Annotated in this window: 22 protein-coding genes; 14 read left to right on the top strand and 8 right to left on the bottom strand. The window is 47.3% G+C overall.

From position 1 onward, the window contains the following. The first annotated feature begins 52 nt into the window (after window positions 1-52). The 3 genes from HP570_RS25660 to HP570_RS25650 all read left to right on the top strand — a co-directional run bounded on the left by HP570_RS25660 (window position 53) and on the right by HP570_RS25650 (window position 3,734). A complete protein-coding gene (locus tag HP570_RS25660) occupies window positions 53-1,582 on the top strand; it encodes a YcdB/YcdC domain-containing protein (RefSeq protein ID WP_173627577.1) in 1,530 nt (509 codons plus the stop codon). Window positions 1,583-1,648: 66 nt separating this feature from the next. Further along, the gene (locus HP570_RS25655; protein ID WP_016742795.1) at window positions 1,649-2,206 is read left to right on the top strand and encodes an RNA polymerase sigma factor; all 558 of its coding nucleotides are present in this window, start codon (window positions 1,649-1,651) and stop codon (window positions 2,204-2,206) included. Continuing rightward, on the top strand, window positions 2,175-3,734 hold the full coding sequence (locus HP570_RS25650; protein WP_173627576.1) for a hypothetical protein: 1,560 nt from the start codon (window positions 2,175-2,177) through the stop codon (window positions 3,732-3,734). Before HP570_RS25655 ends, HP570_RS25650 begins: the two co-directional genes overlap by 32 nt. Window positions 3,735-3,792: 58 nt before the next feature. Here the strand turns inward: HP570_RS25650 and HP570_RS25645 are convergent, their stop codons facing one another. Next, window positions 3,793-4,098 (bottom strand): c-type cytochrome, encoded by a 306-nt coding sequence (locus HP570_RS25645; RefSeq protein WP_375138868.1) that lies wholly within the window; start codon window positions 4,096-4,098, stop codon window positions 3,793-3,795. Between the two features lie 533 nt (window positions 4,099-4,631). Then, on the bottom strand, window positions 4,632-5,402 hold the full coding sequence (locus HP570_RS25640) for a sulfite exporter TauE/SafE family protein (RefSeq protein WP_173627575.1): 771 nt from the start codon (window positions 5,400-5,402) through the stop codon (window positions 4,632-4,634). Window positions 5,403-5,593: 191 nt separating this feature from the next. Between HP570_RS25640 and HP570_RS25635 the strand changes: the two genes are divergently transcribed. From HP570_RS25635 to HP570_RS25620, 4 genes are all read left to right on the top strand, one after another. Beyond that, window positions 5,594-6,202, top strand: coding sequence for a superoxide dismutase (locus HP570_RS25635; RefSeq protein WP_012684750.1), 609 nt, complete (start codon window positions 5,594-5,596; stop codon window positions 6,200-6,202). 172 nt (window positions 6,203-6,374) lie between these two features. Then, the gene (locus HP570_RS25630) at window positions 6,375-7,169 is read left to right on the top strand and encodes a dioxygenase family protein (protein ID WP_173627574.1); all 795 of its coding nucleotides are present in this window, start codon (window positions 6,375-6,377) and stop codon (window positions 7,167-7,169) included. Continuing rightward, the gene (sigJ, locus tag HP570_RS25625) at window positions 7,169-8,056 is read left to right on the top strand and encodes an RNA polymerase sigma factor SigJ (protein ID WP_173627573.1); all 888 of its coding nucleotides are present in this window, start codon (window positions 7,169-7,171) and stop codon (window positions 8,054-8,056) included. The genes HP570_RS25630 and sigJ overlap by 1 nt, the downstream gene beginning before the upstream one ends. A 72-nt stretch (window positions 8,057-8,128) precedes the next feature. Continuing rightward, window positions 8,129-8,575 carry a carboxymuconolactone decarboxylase family protein gene (locus HP570_RS25620; protein WP_012684753.1) on the top strand — a complete coding sequence of 149 codons (447 nt, stop codon included), beginning with the start codon at window positions 8,129-8,131 and terminating at the stop codon, window positions 8,573-8,575. Window positions 8,576-8,632: 57 nt separating this feature from the next. On the opposite strand, the gene HP570_RS25615 is transcribed toward HP570_RS25620, so the two are convergent. Continuing rightward, entirely contained in the window at window positions 8,633-9,178 is a 546-nt protein-coding gene (locus tag HP570_RS25615) for a pyridoxamine 5'-phosphate oxidase family protein (protein WP_064203195.1), read from the bottom strand. 143 nt (window positions 9,179-9,321) lie between these two features. Further along, complete coding sequence (locus HP570_RS25610; RefSeq protein ID WP_173627572.1) at window positions 9,322-10,311, bottom strand: metal-dependent hydrolase; 990 nt, start codon at window positions 10,309-10,311, stop codon at window positions 9,322-9,324. 159 nt (window positions 10,312-10,470) lie between these two features. On the opposite strand from HP570_RS25610, the gene HP570_RS25605 reads away from it, so the two are divergent. Both HP570_RS25605 and mutY read left to right on the top strand, forming a co-directional pair. Beyond that, the gene (locus tag HP570_RS25605) at window positions 10,471-10,752 is read left to right on the top strand and encodes an MFS transporter (protein ID WP_012684756.1); all 282 of its coding nucleotides are present in this window, start codon (window positions 10,471-10,473) and stop codon (window positions 10,750-10,752) included. 31 nt (window positions 10,753-10,783) lie between these two features. Further along, on the top strand, window positions 10,784-11,890 hold the full coding sequence (gene mutY / locus HP570_RS25600; RefSeq protein WP_173627571.1) for an A/G-specific adenine glycosylase: 1,107 nt from the start codon (window positions 10,784-10,786) through the stop codon (window positions 11,888-11,890). 41 nt (window positions 11,891-11,931) lie between these two features. Here the strand turns inward: mutY and HP570_RS25595 are convergent, their stop codons facing one another. From HP570_RS25595 to HP570_RS25585, 3 genes are all read right to left on the bottom strand, one after another. Next, the gene (locus HP570_RS25595) at window positions 11,932-12,708 is read right to left on the bottom strand and encodes a Cof-type HAD-IIB family hydrolase (protein ID WP_173627570.1); all 777 of its coding nucleotides are present in this window, start codon (window positions 12,706-12,708) and stop codon (window positions 11,932-11,934) included. Window positions 12,709-12,827: 119 nt separating this feature from the next. Continuing rightward, window positions 12,828-12,986 carry a hypothetical protein gene (locus HP570_RS25590; RefSeq protein WP_012684759.1) on the bottom strand — a complete coding sequence of 53 codons (159 nt, stop codon included), beginning with the start codon at window positions 12,984-12,986 and terminating at the stop codon, window positions 12,828-12,830. A gap of 137 nt (window positions 12,987-13,123) precedes the next feature. Next, entirely contained in the window at window positions 13,124-13,276 is a 153-nt protein-coding gene (locus HP570_RS25585) for a hypothetical protein (protein WP_012684760.1), read from the bottom strand. A 38-nt stretch (window positions 13,277-13,314) separates the two neighbouring features. Here HP570_RS25585 and HP570_RS25580 point away from each other — a divergent pair, with 38 nt between their 5' ends. Both HP570_RS25580 and HP570_RS25575 read left to right on the top strand, forming a co-directional pair. After that, window positions 13,315-13,590, top strand: a complete 276-nt coding sequence (locus HP570_RS25580; RefSeq protein ID WP_173607245.1) for a hypothetical protein — start codon at window positions 13,315-13,317, stop codon at window positions 13,588-13,590. Window positions 13,591-13,806: 216 nt separating this feature from the next. After that, window positions 13,807-15,774 (top strand): methyl-accepting chemotaxis protein, encoded by a 1,968-nt coding sequence (locus HP570_RS25575; protein WP_173627569.1) that lies wholly within the window; start codon window positions 13,807-13,809, stop codon window positions 15,772-15,774. A 49-nt stretch (window positions 15,775-15,823) separates the two neighbouring features. On the opposite strand, the gene HP570_RS25570 is transcribed toward HP570_RS25575, so the two are convergent. Further along, window positions 15,824-16,048, bottom strand: coding sequence for a hypothetical protein (locus HP570_RS25570; RefSeq protein WP_012684762.1), 225 nt, complete (start codon window positions 16,046-16,048; stop codon window positions 15,824-15,826). Window positions 16,049-16,243: 195 nt separating this feature from the next. Here HP570_RS25570 and fabL point away from each other — a divergent pair, with 195 nt between their 5' ends. The 3 genes from fabL to HP570_RS25555 all read left to right on the top strand — a co-directional run bounded on the left by fabL (window position 16,244) and on the right by HP570_RS25555 (window position 18,119). Continuing rightward, complete coding sequence (fabL, locus tag HP570_RS25565) at window positions 16,244-17,002, top strand: enoyl-[acyl-carrier-protein] reductase FabL (protein WP_012684763.1); 759 nt, start codon at window positions 16,244-16,246, stop codon at window positions 17,000-17,002. A 118-nt stretch (window positions 17,003-17,120) separates the two neighbouring features. Then, a complete protein-coding gene (locus HP570_RS25560) occupies window positions 17,121-17,534 on the top strand; it encodes a GNAT family N-acetyltransferase (RefSeq protein ID WP_007729804.1) in 414 nt (137 codons plus the stop codon). A 48-nt stretch (window positions 17,535-17,582) separates the two neighbouring features. Then, window positions 17,583-18,119, top strand: a complete 537-nt coding sequence (locus tag HP570_RS25555; protein WP_012684764.1) for a DUF402 domain-containing protein — start codon at window positions 17,583-17,585, stop codon at window positions 18,117-18,119. Window positions 18,120-18,150: the final 31 nt, after the last annotated feature.

Raw genomic sequence — 18,150 nt, 5'->3', positions numbered from 1 at the left:
TGCGAATAATGCAAATGAGAAGCAGGAAACAAATCTGAGGAGGAAAGAATAGATGAAAAAATGGAATCGGGCAGTTATGTCAGTCATGGCGGCAACTCTTCTGACAGCCACGCCAGCATGGGCGGCTCAAGCTGAGAAAACTTCAGCCAGCCATACGGGAGTGGCGGTGGATGCGACAGCGCAGGCCATGGCCCAAAAAACAATCGACAAGCTGTCAGAGCTACTGCCATATATGAAAGAGCTCACTGTTCAGAAAATGGACATAGGAGAAACAAGCGATGCTGTCATGGTAGAACGAAAAAAGGGAGACGGTAAAAAAACTCCCCGGATGGTCATTTTTCTGGACAAGAAGACAGGGGACATCGACAGCTTTGGTTATAGGACAGATGAACCGGATGACAAGGAGCTTCCGTTGGACGTCCAGAAGGAAAAAGCGGATGCATTTTTGAAAGCTTTACTGGGAGACGCGGCGAAGATGTACCAATATAATCCGCAAAAGTCAGAGCAATTGGGCGGTCCCGCATATCGGTTAGTCATAAACGGAGTTCCGCATCATGATGAAAGAATGTCTTTGGGTCTGAATGGGAAGGGGGAGGTCGTCTCTCTGATCAGCAACGTTGGGCAGATCTCCAAGCAGATTGATCCTGCTTCCCTTCCGAAACCAGAAGAAGCGATGTCTTTAGAAGAGGCAGAAAAAGCAGTCGTAGGACTGATGACACCTGTTTATCGTTCGAATAAAGACCGCAGTGGCTTGATGTTGACCTATCAGGTCTCCTGGTCCGGATTCTTGGATGCCAAGTCGGGCAAATCAGTCGAGACCGAACATGCGAGATTTTACCGAGAACCCAATCTTTCAGCTCCTGCTATTCCAGTTTCGCCGCAGGGCCAAAAGTTGACTGCAAAGGATAAGGATGAAGCTGCGAGCCATTTGAAAAATCTTCTTGGCTTTGACACAACGGGAGCTACTTTTACTGAAAAGGTCCCCGAATATGAGCCACATGGGGATAGGAAGGAGTTTCAATGGAAAAAAGGGGATCAAGTCGCCACCTTACAGGTAAAAAACACGAATGGTCAAGTCGTTGCTCTGTATTTGGAAGACGATTCTAAAGAGCCTAGCAAGAAGGTATCCATCGAAGAAGCTCAAAAGACAGCCCTGCAAGTGCTACAAACTTATTTGCATACCGATACAAAAGCTGTGGCAATGGACAAGGATTTCCGACTGAAGCAATCCGATCATTACATCTTCAATTTTTTCAACACGATAAAAGGCATCCCGGTTGGGGATCAATCCTATAGGGTTGAGATTAACAGTGAGACAGGCAAACTCATGGGCCTGTTTGGAGAATTTGACCCCAGCGCAGTCACTTATCCCGATCCAGCCAAGGCAGTCTCACCAGAGAAAGCTGCCAAAGAGTATCTGAAGCATCACCCATTGGAACTGATGTACTATGCTCCGGTCATAGACCGTGAAAGTTCGGAGTCCACGATACTGGTTTACAAGCCACAAGAGAATGACTATATGTTAGAGTACGTAGACGCCCTGACTGGGGAGTCTATCCAAAACCCAAGAAAGAAGAAATAAGGGAGTGCCGTGCTTGCTTTCAATAATGGAGCAAGCACACTTGTTTTGTGTAAAGGAGGGAAGCGGATGTATGGGAGCTATGAAGAGCGGATTCATGATCTTGTCGAAACCTATTATCAGGACATCTATTATTTCCTCTATCATTTTATCGGGAACAGAAACGACGCGGAAGATATCACCCAAGAAGTATTCACGCGGGTGTTGCAGGCATTGCCTCGGTATGACGGAAGAGTGCAGATAAAAACATGGATATTTTCCATTGCCAAGCATGCTGCCATTGATCTTTATCGACGCAAAAAATTCCAGAGAATATTCGCGGATATTTGGTTTAAAGAGCTTCCAGCCAAGGATGGCTTGCCAGAAGAGATTTATATGGAAAAGGAGAGAGACCGCCAGCTTAGAGATGCGATTCTCTCGCTTCCTCCCAAGTATCGCATGGTGGTGATTTTACGTTCTATTGAGGGGCACAGCGTGAAAGAGACAGCAGAGCTCCTGGGTATCTCTGAGTCCAAAGCCAAGGTAGACTATCATCGGGCCATCAAACTCGTTCAACAAAAGATGGAGGAAAGGGGACGGAAGGAGGGGGGAGCACATGTATTGGAAAGACGTAGATATCCTACATGAGAGAATGAAAGAATTGAATCAATATGCTCCAAAACCGCAAATGGAAGCAAAGGAACGGCTAAGAGTGGCTTTGGCGGCAAAAGCAAGGAAAATGGATCAGCAGTCAATCGCCAGCAATCGAATGATCAAGAGTGTTCAGGCTGTTGCCTTTTTACTGTTGGTTGCCTGGGGAGCTTCACTCGCTCTTCCTTCAACTGACGTAGAAGAACCAAGGCACTCGTCACCAGAACAGTTGTCTCCTCCGAGTTTTGAACCGATGACTGTTACAAAAATAGCTCCTGAAAATACGAAGGAAAGTGTACCGGTACCTCCTGCGGTTGGGGTAAAAAAAGAACAGATAGCGGGGCCAGAAAAACGAGTCACTGCAAAAGAGTCGAGAATAGAAGAGAAATCTCCTAAGGAGAGCACTGCTATGACAACAACGGCTCCCTACAGCAAAACGACCTCGACTACCCTGCATGACCAAGCAGCTGCCTATCTGGAGCAAATGGTTGGAGAGGATAGTCGCTCCTACCAGTTTGTAGATTCCTTGTCGGATACAAAGCAAAAGCAATTTGTCTTTGCGCGGACCGTAAACGGGATTCCGTTCATCAATGATCACTACATCGTGATGCTGGATGAAGCCAACAACGGAAAATCTGTACTTGCTAGCCAGATTCAGATAAGAGAACGAAATGAACAAACCTTTCCTGATCCATCCCGTACGATTTCTAAAGTAGAGGCGGAGTCCATTCTAGCCGACGTCATGTCGCTTTTCTATTCAGACACGCAGAACATCAGCTACAATCCTGACCTGATGGGTTTTGTAGATGCCAAAGATGGTCAATTGATTGGAGTCGAGAGGGAATATAGCCAATTGCGTGGCAAGAATTACAAGGTGAGTGGCGTTGGAACGAGAATGATTGCTATGAATAAAGAAGAGGCCATGAGAATATTGGAAACGAATTTTGATTTCACGGTAGAAGGAGAAAGCTTGTGGAAAGTGGAGGGCGACCAGGGTACGACTACCTATCATTGGAAGGTGGCCAAGAACAGTTCTGTTTCTCTTCAGGCGAATGATTTGACAGGTGAGGTCACTGGATTCGAGTATGTGAATCCGCCAACATCTCCTTCTGCTGAAGCGAAGGATGCTACTGTTGTGACCGATACAGCCGTTTCATTCCTTCAAAAATATCTGGATTCCGAAACGACGGGGCTGCAAGTGATCAAAGTTGAACTCGATTCACTTACATACCACATCTATTTCAAAGCTCTGTCTGGAAAAAAGCGTCCGGAGAATCATGTACAAGGGTACACGGTTGACATCGACTCCAAAACCGGAAAGGTGATCGGCTTTCAGAAGGATTTATCCAGCAACACTTCAAGTGCGCAGACTGACGAGCAAGAGCTGCAGCCAGAAAGAGCAGCGAGAGCCTACTTGAAAAACTATTCTGTACAGCTGGCTTATATATGGGTGAAAGGTCAAGAGACCCCTTCGCTAGTCTATGTGCCTTTGGAACCAAAGGCAATGGCGAGCTATCTTGATTAAACAAACGGTGCAGGATAAGAACGCGCCATGATCTCCATTGCGGGACGAATCACACATGCTAGGCGAAAAAGGTCCCCTTTGTGCAGGTGACCTTTTTCGCTATGCCCGTATCACTTTTCATGAGCCAGGGTCGATTTGTAGCGATGTAAGTAAGATGAGCGACCATTGCCCGCATTTCATCACTGTTGCATGGCAATGGTTTACCATTCATGCATCGTTGAAAAAAGCCGTTGATCCGATCCTCAATTGTCAGTACCTTGTCAGAGCGGGCGATGTACTGCGGATCGACGGCGGTAACTCCTGTCAATGACGAGGTCGAATCCAGCCCGGCATTGCCATGGCAGCTTGAGTAGGAGAGTTTGATATCACTTGCTTATGGCTGTAGTGGGGAGAAGAATATTTCCAGTCTAGGCTCCAGGCTCCGTCCTGCTGAGGGTTGGGACTGTCCGCTCCGAAGGGATTCACGGGGAAACGCAAAAGTGGTAGCCGCTACGTCGCATGGGCACGGTTGCGTTTCTTTTTCCCGCGAATCCCTTCTCCGCTCGGTAGGACTCCACAAGTCGCTACGTCTGGAAATATTCTTCTCTGGCGTAACAGATGAGATTCTTCAATTTTTCAGGGAATTTAAAAAGCGGATCACACGGAAAGCTCGTAGAGGAAACAGGAGAAATAAGCGAAGATCTTAGGGACGCCGACCGAGACGGAATGCAAAAAGCGAAACACGCTCTTAAGCGTCCACCTCTGAAAAACCTCCTGAATGGACTACTTTGGACGCGGTTTCGCTTTTTGCATGGAGTCGTGCAGTCAATCCCCCAGGGGGTGGCCCTAGAAGCTGAGCGTTTTCTCCTGTTTCCTCCCCACCACTACAGCAACGTACAAATGTTTTTTCCAAGCTGATCAAACTGTAAAAATCAACTCATACACCATCTTCACAATCAAGGTAATGGATACAACCAAGAACAACGGACGGACATAACGTACCCCCGTTTTGATGGCCATTTTGGCACCAAGGTTCGCACCCAACAGCATCGCAATCCCCATGATAAGCCCAGTCATGAAAACGACCTTGCCCTCCATTGTGAAGACAAAAAGCGCAGAAATGTTACTGGCCAGATTCAAAATTCGGCCATTGCCAGCTGCAATCACAAAATCATAGCCAAACAAAAGCACCATCAGAAAAACAAAGAACGAACCGGTTCCCGGCCCGAAAAATCCATCGTAAAATCCGATTAAAAAGGTAAAAGGAATCCCGATGCCAAGCGTAAATTTGGTCAGCCCTTTGTAGTTGGAATCTTGACCGAATCGTTTGTTGAAAAGGGTGTAAACAAAAATGAGTGCCATCATAATAACGACAAGGACTTTCAAAAACTCCTGAGGAACGAACAGAACTGTTTTCGCTCCGAAATAGGCGCCGATCAAGGAGACGGGAAATAAGATCAGCATGAGTTTCTTGTCAAATTTACCGTTCTTGATAAAGGTGTAGGAGCTGGTGGCAGATGAAATCGTGCCAGCCAACTTATTCGTGCCAAGAGCAAGGTACGGTGGCATTCCTAGACCGAGCAGAGCGGGGAGAGAGATGAGTCCACCTCCACCAACAGTACTGTCGATGAATGCTGCAACGAATCCAAAGACGGCGAGAAGTACGATCGTTGATAAGTCCATTTCCACTAGTAATCACCTGATTCTCTTCGTTTGTAATAATCCAAGTCTAGCACGCTCCTTTTCGTTTGCAAGATAGAAATCTTTGAAATAATAAATAGATTAATATACTTTGCATACCGATTTGTTGAAAAACTGTTTGGCTTACAGTATAATGAAGTCGTAAGCTTGACCTACATAATTTGAGGAGGAATGTTACAATGGCACATCAACTTCCTGCATTGCCTTATGCACACAACGCTTTGGAACCACATATCGACGCGCAAACCATGGAAATCCATCACGGACGCCACCATGCTACTTATGTTAACAACCTGAATGCAGCTCTGGAAGCACACGCTGACCTGCAAGGTAAAAGCATTGAAGAGCTGATCAGCAATCTGGATGCTCTGCCTGAGTCTATCCGCACTGCTGTTCGCAACAACGGTGGAGGCCATGCTAACCACACACTGTTCTGGGAAATCATGAGCCCGAATGGCGGCGGCGCACCAACTGGTGAACTGGCTGACGCAATCAACGCGGCTTTCGGAAGCTTTGACAACTTCAAAGCAGAATTCGCAAAAGCAGCTACTACTCGTTTCGGTTCCGGATGGGCTTGGCTGACTGCAGAAGGCGGAAAAGTAGCAATCAGCTCTACGCCTAACCAAGACAGCCCAATCATGGAAGGTAAAACACCTATCCTTGGTCTGGATGTTTGGGAGCATGCATACTACCTGAACTACCAAAACAAACGCCCTGACTACATCGGTGCGTTCTGGAACGTAGTAAACTGGGATGAAGTTAGCAAGCGTTTCGCAGCAGCGAAGTAATTGTAACTTTGCCAGCTATAAGGCTTGTCGTTCTTTAGGAACGGCAAGCTTTTTTTGTTCAGAGAAAAGAAACGGCATCAATTTTGGATACACTTGTAACCGTGATGATTATGCGATATAATACTTACAAAAAGTAACTAAGTTTAAAAAGTATAGAGGAGAGTGTACGCATATGATGCCGTCTTTTTTCATTGCACATGGTGCCCCGTTACTTGCTATAGAAAACAATGCCTATACAGAAGCACTGAACCAATTGCCTGGCCTGCTCCCGCGCAAGCCCCGTGCTATTGTCATTTTTTCCGCTCACTGGGAAGCCACTGATCAAATGGTGGGAACCATGGACACCTTCCCGACCATTCACGATTTTGGCGGTTTTCCGCAAGCGTTATACGAAATCGAGTACCCGGCAAAAGGAGAGCGTGAAGTAGCGGATGAAACCATCCGACTTCTTCAGGAAGCGGGTATTCCTGTCGCTTTGAATACGACAAGAGGCTTGGACCATGGACACTGGGTTGTTTTGCGCCATATTTATCCAGATGCAGATATTCCTGTTGTTGCCTTATCAGTTAATCCAAATCTGACTGTGAAGGAGCAATATCAGATCGGTAAAGCACTCAGTCCGCTCCGCGAAAAAGACGTTCTGATCCTCGGAAGTGGCGGAACTGTCCATAATTTTTCCTATATGGACCTGAGAGAGTCTGGTAGTAATACCTTTGAGTGGGCGGAGCAATTCGAAGACTGGCTGCAAACAACATTGACTGACTGGAATGTCGAGGATCTCGCCAACTATCGCGAACTTGCTCCACATGCAGAAAAAGCTGTTCCCGCGTATGGAACCGAGCATTTTGTCCCACTCGTGTACGTCATGGGTGCTGCCGACGATGAACGTACAGCGAAGCGTCTGCATATGAGCATCCGCTATGGAAGTCTCACGCACACCCTTTGGCAGTTTGGTGATCCAAAATAATGACCGTGCACATGGAGGATGTTTATCGGGAGTATAAATCATTACTGTTTTCCCTTGCGTACCGGATGACTGGCTCGGTAACGGAAGCGGAGGACATTGTTCAGGATACTTTTCTTGCATTGGCAGGTACCGACATCCAAGACATTCACCATGTAAAAAGCTATCTGTGCAAAGCTTTGACCAATCGTTGTCTGGACGTATTAAAATCAGCCCGTTGGAAGCGGGAGCAGTATGTAGGGGAATGGCTGCCAGAGCCGATGCTGGACGCTTCGGAAACTAATGATCCCTTGCAAACGGTGATTGCCGAAGAAGCCGTCTCGTATGGCTTACTTGTTCTATTGGAGAAACTACCGTCGACGCTGCGGGCCGTTTTTGTGCTCCGAACAGCACTCGACTACGAATACAGCGAAATTGCTGCGATGCTCGGAATGACCGAAGTAAATTGCCGTAAGAAGTTCAGCCTTGCGAGAAAAAAGCTGGCTGAAGCAGGTTATCAGGCGATCGTCCCTCAGTCGAGTCGGACTTCGAGTTTGGTAGAACAGCTGATGCAGGCCATCTCCAAGTCAGATGCGAAGTCGTTGATCGGACTTTTGACAAAAGATGCCGTGTTTGTCAGTGATGGTGGCGGGAAGGTCCGTGCGGCCATTCATCCCATCTTCTCAGATGAGCGGATTACTGCCTTCTGGATGGGGGTATGGCCGAAGTGGGCTTCTCATGCTACCATGCAGATTCGCTCGATCAACGGCCAAGATGGAATCGTCGTCTACTCCGAGGGTCAGCTGAAAATGATCATCCAGATCACTATGAATGAAGCAGATCGCATTGCATGCCTGTACATGATGGTCAATCCAGATAAGCTTGCCCATTTGCAAAAAGAAAATGGATGATTCGTCACAAGAACGACGCTTCACTCGTCTTTGAGGGTGAAAGCAAATTCGAGTGGAGAGGACAGATGAATCATGCAAGCTAGAATCAATCATCGTGCAGTGAATCCCGAAGCGTATCAAACTATGCTCAAGCTGGAAAAATTCGTGAATGAGAGCGGCTTGGACAAAAAACTGATTGAGCTGATCAAAATTCGTGCCTCCCAAATCAACGGCTGCGCTTTTTGCATGGATATGCATACGCAAGATGCGCGCAAGCTAGGTGAGACAGAGCAACGCATTTACTTGCTCAGTGTATGGAGAGAATCCGCGGTTTACACAGAGGCAGAGCGCGCCGTCCTTGCTCTGACAGAAGCAGTCACTGTCATTACAGCTAACGGTGTTTCTGAAGAGCTTTATCAGCAGGTTCGTGAGCATTTTGACGAGAACCAGTACGTTTCCCTGATTATGGCAATCAATACGATCAACTGCTGGAACCGAATCGCGATTTCGACAGGAATGAGTGCTCCGTATAACAAGTAAAGATCAGTCAAGCAAAAGACACGCCTCTTATAAAAAGGAGCGTGTCTTTTTTCGTTGCTATACATCCATCTCGACTTTTCTGCCGGGATAGAACTGATTCTCTTCGGAAAGTGGGTTACCTTTGGCGGTCAGTGCAGTAGGCGTAATCCGGAAGATGGCGGTTGTACTGCCCATCGAAGAACGATACTTGATGACATGCTGCAAAGGCAACGGTTCTGAATAGTAGCCGGGTACGTACTTGTCGATCATGGATTGCATCGCATCGCGCATCTCCTCAGGCTCAGAAACACGCTCAATTGTTCCGGCGATAAACACACTCATGTATGCCGTATCGATATGCGCAGGCACAGGTGAGGCGATTGTGCCGTACTCCTCGCAAACACTGAAACATACGCGGTTGTTGCCATTGATCATTTCGATTTTTCTGCCAGAATCCGCGCCGTGAAAATAAATACAGCCATTCCACCAAGCAAAATTCAAAGGCAGAATGTACGGCTCGATTTCATTGGACAAGCCGAGATGGCCGACCTTTGCCACTTGCAAAAATTGGTCAATTTGCTCCTGATCAGTAATGGTACGCTTGGAATAACGAATTGGTATCATGTCGAGTCCCCCAGTCTGTCGTTGTTATTTTGATCGTAATGGGTATTTGACTAGGAGAACAGGTGCAATTTTGGTAAAAATGAACGGGTCAGATGACCAAAAAATAACCGCCCTCTTTTAGCAGGGGCGGGAGTCTCGTCTTATTACGAGCGTTTGGAATCCAATTTTTTAGTGAGCTGTTCTTCTCCGCTGTGGATCCAGCCAACGAAGGAATCGCGGATGGTCAGATCAAAATCAAGGTAGACCACGGCGACGAACATGTAGTGACTTTTCCCTTGAAAACGCGAGCGGTAGCGCAGATCAATCCATTTGACCTCATAGCCAAAGGAACGCTCCTTTGTTTCTACATGCACATGATGAGTAAAAGCGAGGAAGGATTGGACTTTGTAACTTTTCTTGGCTGCCGCAATCCGCTCATTTTCCGGTTTGATGGAGAAGGTGTCCAAGACGACGACGTCCCCGGAAATGACTTCACCTACATACCAATGCTGCTCTGTCTTTGCGACGAAGGTCCAATACGTCCAGGAAAGAGTAGGGATGATGGTGAAGGTACCAGCTTTGCCGATTCGTTGGCGAACCAGCTCCGTCGTACGTCTTTGCACCTGACAACGCCAGTAGTAGTATCCGGCAATGATCACGTATATCCATAAAAAGACGTGTCCAGGATGCGCGCCTGCCGCCCATAGCATAAAGCCGACGAGATGAGCAGCGAAAATGAACGGATCGAAAATGAAAATGGCGTTGAGCGCCACCCATTTGTCGCGAAACGGGTACAGGCCCTTTGTGCCATAGGAATTAAACAAGTCAACGAATACGTGTAAACAGACGGCCAGGAATATCCAGCCGAGCAAATGCAGCCAATGGGGCTGTGGCATCATGGCCTGGATGAGAACAAAAATGGCTCCAGTCCAGAGAAATAAAGCGGGAACCGAGTGAGAAACGCCTCGGTGGTTGCGAATGTAGGCAGCGGTACCACGAAGGCGGACTAAGCCATCCAAATCAGGTGCCTGCGAGCCAATGACCGTACCAATCATGACGGCCATTGCAAGTGACGGAGTAGAAGCTACGACAGGATCAAGATAGGCGAGCCCGGCCAATCCAAAGCCCATGGCAAAATGTGTGGCTGTATCCATGGAATCGTTGTCTTCCTCCCTTCCTTCCACTGTTATTGTTTATTATAGCGTTTGCCTAAGGTTAATTCCCGCCCGTTCTGAAAATATTTGTGTGCTTGTTCGTACGGGGTGGGAAAGGTATGATGAAAGCGTTGAATCGGTAAAGGAGGAACACGTCGCATGCTAACGGTTTTCATTGAATACAAGCTAGATACTGAAAAACGAAGTCACGCTCTGCGATTGCTCACCTCGATGGCTGGGCGAATGGAAGCGATGGGTGCACATCAGTATCGCTTAATGGAGGGCCTGGATCAGCCCGGTCTGTTTGTCGAAACATTTGAGGTCGAGACTGTTCAAATATACGAAGAAATCAAGGCAAACCGATTGGCAGATCAAGACTTTTGTGACTGTATTTCCGGCGGAGCTGCAAAACTGCATGTGTGGGCGTTTCGTCCCGCTTAAACTGGGTTGAAAAGGAGTAGAGCAAACGGAAATGGCGAGAAAAAAAGAAAGCTTGAAATATACACTTCCTGAACAATTTCATGTGTTCGGCTTTGCTCAGGATTTGCTGGCCTGGTACGACTCACAAAAGCGGGATTTGCCTTGGCGGATCAACAAAGACCCATATCGTATCTGGGTATCGGAGATTATGCTTCAGCAAACACGCGTAGAGACCGTTAAACCTTATTATGCGAATTTCATGGAGAAATTTCCGACAGTGAGTGAGTTAGCGAAAGCACCCGAGGAGGATGTCTTAAAAGCGTGGGAAGGACTCGGTTACTACTCCCGCGCGCGCAATCTTCAAGCTGCAGCCCGCGAGGTAACAGTTCGCTATGGAGGCGTTGTGCCGGATACACCAGAAGAGATTGCTACACTAAAAGGTGTCGGGCCGTATACAGCAGGTGCCATTCTTAGCATTGCCTATGAAAAGGCGGAGCCGGCTGTGGATGGAAATGTTATGCGTGTTTTTTCACGCCTGCTGTATTTAACCGATGACATTGCCAAGCCTGCCACAAGAATCAAAATCGAACATCTCGTACGCCAAGTCATTCCAGAGGGAAGAGCGGGAGATTTCAATCAGGCTCTAATGGAGCTGGGAGCGATGGTCTGTGTTCCACGCACTCCGCAATGCTTGACCTGTCCGGTGTTTGACTACTGTATGGCGCGCCAAGAAGGAGTGGCAGAAGAGCTGCCGGTCAAAGGTAAAGCTAAACCTCCACGTCCTGTTGATCTGCAAGTAGGCATTATCATTCGCGACGGCAAAGTATTGATGAACAAGCGTCCCGATCAGGGGCTACTCGCCGGCATGTGGGAATTCCCTACTATTGAAATCGAACAGGAAAGTGATGCTGCCAAACAGGAGGCACTTGCAGCTGGTTTGCGTGAACGATTCGGAATCGATGTAGAAGTCATGCAACCGCTTGGTACGGTTCAGCACGTCTTCTCCCATTTGCAGTGGAACATGCAAGTATGGTCCTGTGACTGGATCGAAGGGGAAGAGCTCCCCGCTCATGCAAGATACGCAGCTTGGGAGGAATTAGATGCTTACACCATTCCGATGGCGCATCAAAAAATTCGTGAGCTGTTGGGACAAAAATAACAGGTAGGCAAAGCTGTCGGGCATTTCTCGGCAGCTTTTATTTATTTCATCAGACCGATGTGACGCAAGCCGTGAGATATCCCGCCATTATCGACGTGGCGCGTGACGTAATTGGCATGCGGCAACAAAGCTTCATGCGCATTACCCATGGCGATTCCCATCCCGACATAAGAGAGCATTTCTTTGTCATTCAGACCGTCTCCAAAAGCAACTGCCTTGCTTGGAGCAAGCCCGATATGGGAGAGAAGCGCTTCAATACCAAGCGCTTTTGAACCGCCTTTCGCAAAAACATCCATACAATACTCATGCCAGCGTATAAACGAGAGAGCGGGAAGCTCTTCTCTGTATTGCTGCTCATGCGCATCTGGTGTAAACAACAGCGCTTGATAAATATTTTCAGAATGGGCGAAATCCGCATTGTGATCAGGGGAATCAAGCTTCAATTGCTGAAAGGTCCAATCCAAATACGGATGCTCCTTATGGGTAGAAAAGCCCGCCGTACTGCCTTGAAACAGGATAGGATGGTCGTGCTGGGCCGCGATCTGTTGCAATTGATCGAGTGTTTTGGTCGGGATGGGACGATCATAAATGGTTGTTCCTTGATAGACGACATATGCGCCATTGCAACTGACATACGAGTCGATGCCGCACTGTTTGGCAAGCTCGTCAAAATAATAATGAGCTCTACCTGTTGCTAAGACGACCTCGATCTTGTTTCTTTGCAGCTCTTGAATGGCTTCGAGTGTATCCGGTGGTATGACTTTCTCTTCGTTGATGAGTGTCCCATCAATGTCTAAAAAGACGATTTGATACTCCATGATTTCACTCCCCACTTTTCTCTTTTGAATCCATTATAAAGCTTCGAGAGAGAGGAAGAGCAGTGGAAAATAAAAAGATCATGCCCCCGCAGACATGATCTTTGTGAAACTGTTACTTTTTATCGAATCAAAAACTCTGGAAATTGTGTCACGATCTGATGCTTTTGTTCTTCGATGCGTTTCAGCGCTTGTTGTTGCATGTATTTTGCTTCAAGCTGCTTCGGTGTCAATTTCCGTTTCTCAATAATGATTGTGAAGAAAATCATTGGAATGTACATGAGTGTATCCCTCCCATCCCGTTAGTTTGGTGCAGTCAGCTACCGTCTATCGCTTTGACTCCTGTAAACCTCATCATCTGACGCCGTTGTTTGTTTTTCATACTAAAATCCCTCCTGTAGTCAAGTAGTGGTGTCCATTAAATGCGGCTCACAAATTGTGCAGCTTCAAAAGCGTGTTCTTCGGCGCGTTCTTCGAGATAGCGACAGCGAGCAGATTCTGCGAAAAGTTTCTCTGCTTGTTCCTTATTGCGTTCAATCTTGACAGTGAAAAGCAAAAAGTTCAGTACCATTACCAATCACCCCCTTTCAAGGTGGAAAATGTTAATTCATGAGAAAGAAAAAGACCACGGGCGAAAGCCTGCGGTCTTCTGGCAACAAAAACGGACATGCCGTTTTGAAGGGCATAGAAAGACCACAAGCAACAACGCCTGTGGTCGGTAATAGACGAAAAGGAAATGTTGAAGAGTACGAATACTACTGGAATTCGTCGACCCAGGAGGCGCTGCTATATTCAGTTGTAACATCCACAAGACGATCCATAAGAGCTGGTTTCAGGTTCATTGCTATCATCATCATGGTGCTGCCTCCTTTCTTTCAGAAGTAGTAGTGTGAGTGGAACGTACTCTTAGAATATGGCATTTTTTTCTTGTTGTAAAGCGATTTTTTACCTATTTCTAGAAGAAAGTATATTCTGAATATAATAAAAGATAATAAAAAATAAACAAATATGTAGTCTGGTGGGCAATGGAAAGTTTACAATGAGACATATATCGGGTAACCATATAGGACAATCATGACACCAGAAAGGTGATGCTAGCGAATGAAAACACCCAGACTTACTGTGAAATCCAAGCTGATCGCTACATTTTCCACGATATTAGTGGTCCCCATGCTTTTGCTCGGGCTGCTCTCTTATCAGAGTGCCAAGACAGAGCTGTCAAATGAATTGCTGACGACTGCCTCTGAAAATGTTCGGTTGGTAGACGCGCTTTTGAATCGGACACTGATGGAGCAATCAAGGAATGTGGGGTGGATCGCTGCTGATATTGTACGCAAAGACATTCAGGAAGAGAACAGGATGATCACCAAAAAGAAATTGCAGCGTTTTCTCGCTTTAAACTCGGAAGTGAGTGAAGCGTATATCGGGGACGAGAATGGCGGCATGATGACTGCAACCGACTCCAAGCTCCCGGACGGTTTCGACCCGCGAAAGAGAGATTGGTACATAGCAGCCATGAAGCAGCCAGGAAAGACCATCATTGTGGACCCGTACATAGATGCCATTACCGGCAAAATCGTGGTAGGAATGGCGATGGCATTGCCTGATCAGTCCGGTGTTTATGGAATTGATATTCAACTGTCAGCGCTGGACGCGACGGTCAAGCAAGCGAAAATCGGTACCCAAGGATTTATGACGATTTTGGATAAAAACCGAAAAATGCTAGTCAATCCAAATGGAGAGTCTGGCGTTGAGGTTGCAGAGTCTTGGGTGGATACTGTATATGCAAAAGAGTCAGGTCGATTACAGTTTCAGCACGAAGGAAATCCCGTCCAAGCCGTGTTTACTACGAATGAAAATACGGGTTGGAAGCTGGTTGGCGTGATGTATGAAAGCGAAGCAGGAGAAGCAGCAAATCCGATTTTTTACACGATGCTCGTGATTATAATTGCTGCGCTGGTGGTAGCTGGCGGAATCATTTACGTGATTTTGCGATCCTTACTCCGTCCTCTGCGCATGTTGACAGAAGCAGCGGAAAAAATGAGCCAAGGCGATGTAACACAACAAGTACATATACGAAGTGACGATGAGTTGGGTACGTTGGGAAAAGCCTTCAATCATATGGCGGAATCTCTTCGTTCCTTGCTCCATTCTGTGAATGATTCTGTTCAGCAGCTGGCTTCTTCGGCAGAGCAGCTCTCTGCAAGTGCGGACCAGACAAGCAAAGCGACAGAACAGATCGCAGAGACCATGCAAGAAATGGCGGAAGGAACCGAGCAGCAAGTCTCCCATACGCAGGAGGGCAACGCAGCAGTCGAACAAATGTCGGCAAGACTTGGTCAGATCGCAGAGCATACACAAAACGTATTCATCGCAGCTCGGGAATCGTCAGACTTGGCGGTGACCGGAAACAAATCCATTCAATCGGCTGTGCTTCAAATGAATGCATCCAGCGAATCGATTCACGGTCTGGCAAAAGTCGTGGATAACCTGGGTACGCGTTCACAGGAAATCGGAAACATCGTGGATGTGATCACTGCCATCGCAAACCAAACCAACCTGCTTGCACTAAATGCGGCAATTGAAGCTGCTCGAGCAGGGGAGTATGGACGAGGCTTTGCTGTGGTGGCTGATGAGGTACGCAAGCTGGCAGAGCAATCCGCAAGTTCGGCACAACAAATTAGTCAGCTGATCACCGCGATTCAAGCGGAGACAAACCATGCTGTGCTTGTGATGGATCAGAGCAAGCGTGAAGTCACGCAAGGTATTGAAAAAGTGAACGAAGCTGGTCAGTCCTTCGAACAAATTCAATCAGCCGTCAATGAAGTGGCAGAGAAAATCGGTCAGGTATCTGAAGCGACACGTGATTTCTCCACAAGGGCACAGAAAGTAGTTGAGATCATTGGTCATATTTCCGAAGTGACACTGCAAGCGTCTGATGGAACACAAAGTGTATCCGCAGCTGCCCAGGAGCAGCTAGCCTCTATGGAAGAGATCGCTTCCTCAGCTGTTTCTCTCGAACATCTCGCGGAGGAATTGCAAGACCAGATTGGCAAATTCCGTATCTAAAAATAAGCCCGGCGCCGTGTTTACATACACGAGCAGCCGGGCTTTTTACTTAATCGTAAATAGGTGACGAGGAATGATCCCATCCCCCGCTGTCTCCATTCACAGGCCCTCTGGATTCAAGCTCATGGATGACTTTGACGTGAAGAGAGGCTCCTTCTGCACTGAGGTAAGCTGCCAATTGCGAAAAATTGTGATGGTAATAAAGCAGCTCATTCATTTCCCAATCAGCTAGTGGCACCATGGTTAATTCGGATAATTCCCGACCTATGTACACCCTGCCATTCCTCCTTATGTGGTAGTGGTTGCCTGATACCGCGAGCTTAGTATGGCTATAGTTGAGAGGATCAAGTCATGCCGGGATTTTTTCCGTAGGTAGAAAAAGCGCAGGTGGAGTTGTATAATGAAAAGGTGATTTTTACATATTAGTACCTGCTATTAATAGTTGGTCAGGTTGGGAGGTAATCTTTTTATGAATACAACGAAAAAAGTTGCACTGGTTACTGGCGGGACCCGAGGGATCGGAAAAGCGATTGCTCTTCAATTGGCGGAACAGGGTTATGACCTGGTGCTGAACTATTTGCGTAACCGCACTGCGGCAAGAGAAGCAGCAGCAGAGCTGGAAGCAAAGGGCGCTCGTGTCCATCTGATCAAAGCCAATGTAGGGGATGTAGCAAAAATCAAAGAATTGTTCGCAGAAATTGACCAGGAATTCGGTCGCTTGGATGTCTTTGTGAACAATGCGGCATCGGGTGTATTGCGTCCGCTGATGGAGCTGGAAGAAAGCCATTGGGACTGGACCATGGAAATTAACAGCAAGGCGCTGTTGTTCTGTGCGCAAGAAGCGGCAAAACTAATGATCAAGGGTGGCAATGGCGGAAAAATCGTGAGCTTGTCCAGCCTTGGGTCCATTCGCGTACTCGACAACTATACAGCGGTCGGCGTATCGAAGGCAGCTGTAGAAGCGATTACTCGTTATTTGGCAGTCGAGCTCGCACCGCATAATATTGTAGTAAACGCTGTATCTGGCGGAGCGGTGGATACGGATGCACTCAAACATTTCCCGAATCGTGAAGAATTGCTCGGAAGCTCAGCAGAGCGTACGCCAGCAGGACGCATTGTGGAGCCGGAAGATTTGGCTAATGCTGTGATGTTCTTGCTCTCCGACAAAGCGTGGATGGTTCGCGGACAGACATTGATTGTAGACGGCGGTATTTCTCTTTTGACATAATTATTTATGGAAGATGGAGTATGGAGTATGGAGTTGGAGACTTTGTGGTGTTGCGACACAAGACAAAGTTGTCCATGTGTTGTACAATAGAGGAAGAAGGTTACGAAGGAGGCAACACATGCTGATTCGTCCGTTTCGACTCGGTGACTATTCGGCTATCACACGTATTTGGCAGGAGACGGGGTTGGACCAATCGGACAAAGAGTCATTGAACGATTTGGCCCAGCATTTGGCTTGGGACAGCGATCTGGTAATGGTTGCAGAAATTGAAGGCAAAGTGGTGGGGGTCGTGGTTGGCACGATTGACGGCGCTCGTGCCTATTTCTACCGATTGGCTGTACTTCCAGAGATGCAAGGCTCAGGTATTGGTCGCGAACTCGTTGAAGCAATTGAAAAGCGTTTCAAGCAACGAGGTGTCAATAACGTCTTGATCATGGTCAATCAATCAAATCCGGAAGTCCTTCCGTTTTACCTTTCACTTGGCTATGAAGTACAAAAATATGTTACACTTTCCAAAAAGCTCTCTTCTTAAAGGAGGCTTGTCCCCATTCAAATAGAGAAGAGAAGAAAGGGGAGAGTCATGTCACCAGCTCCGGGCTCCAATATCCGCATAGAAAGTTATAAACACGACCATTCGCTGCACCGCATATGGGACAAATCTACGTTGATTCATACCAGTGATGCGGTGGTGATTGGGGGAAATGATCGGGTCAAGGTGACAGAAGCAGACGGGCGGGAATGGCGTACGCGTGAACCGGCCATTTGTACATTTGGTAGAGGCCAGTGGTTCAATACCATTGCCATGATTCGTGATGACGGTATTTATTATTATTGCAACATTGGTTCGCCCTTCAGCATGAAGGGACAATTGCTAAGCTACATAGACTATGATCTCGACGTAAAAGTGTTTCCCGATATGACGTACTCGATTCTCGACGAAGAGGAGTTTCTTTTACATAGCAAACAGATGAACTATCCTCCATTTGTTGTGGAAAGAGTGCAAACAGCATTGCGAGAGGTGCTGGATTGGGTAAGCGCACGACGTGGCCCTTTTCAAAACGGCTTCGTCCAGCGCTGGTACGAGCGTTATCTTTTAGTACGAGATGATGAGGAATAATCCCTTTCCCGAATGACCGGGGGAGGGATTT

It is taken from the genome of Brevibacillus sp. RS1.1 (genome assembly GCF_013284365.1).
In the GTDB taxonomy this organism is placed as follows: domain Bacteria; phylum Bacillota; class Bacilli; order Brevibacillales; family Brevibacillaceae; genus Brevibacillus; species Brevibacillus brevis_D.
Note: the sequence above shows the minus strand (reverse complement) of the source record. Positions and strands in the feature narration are given on the sequence as shown.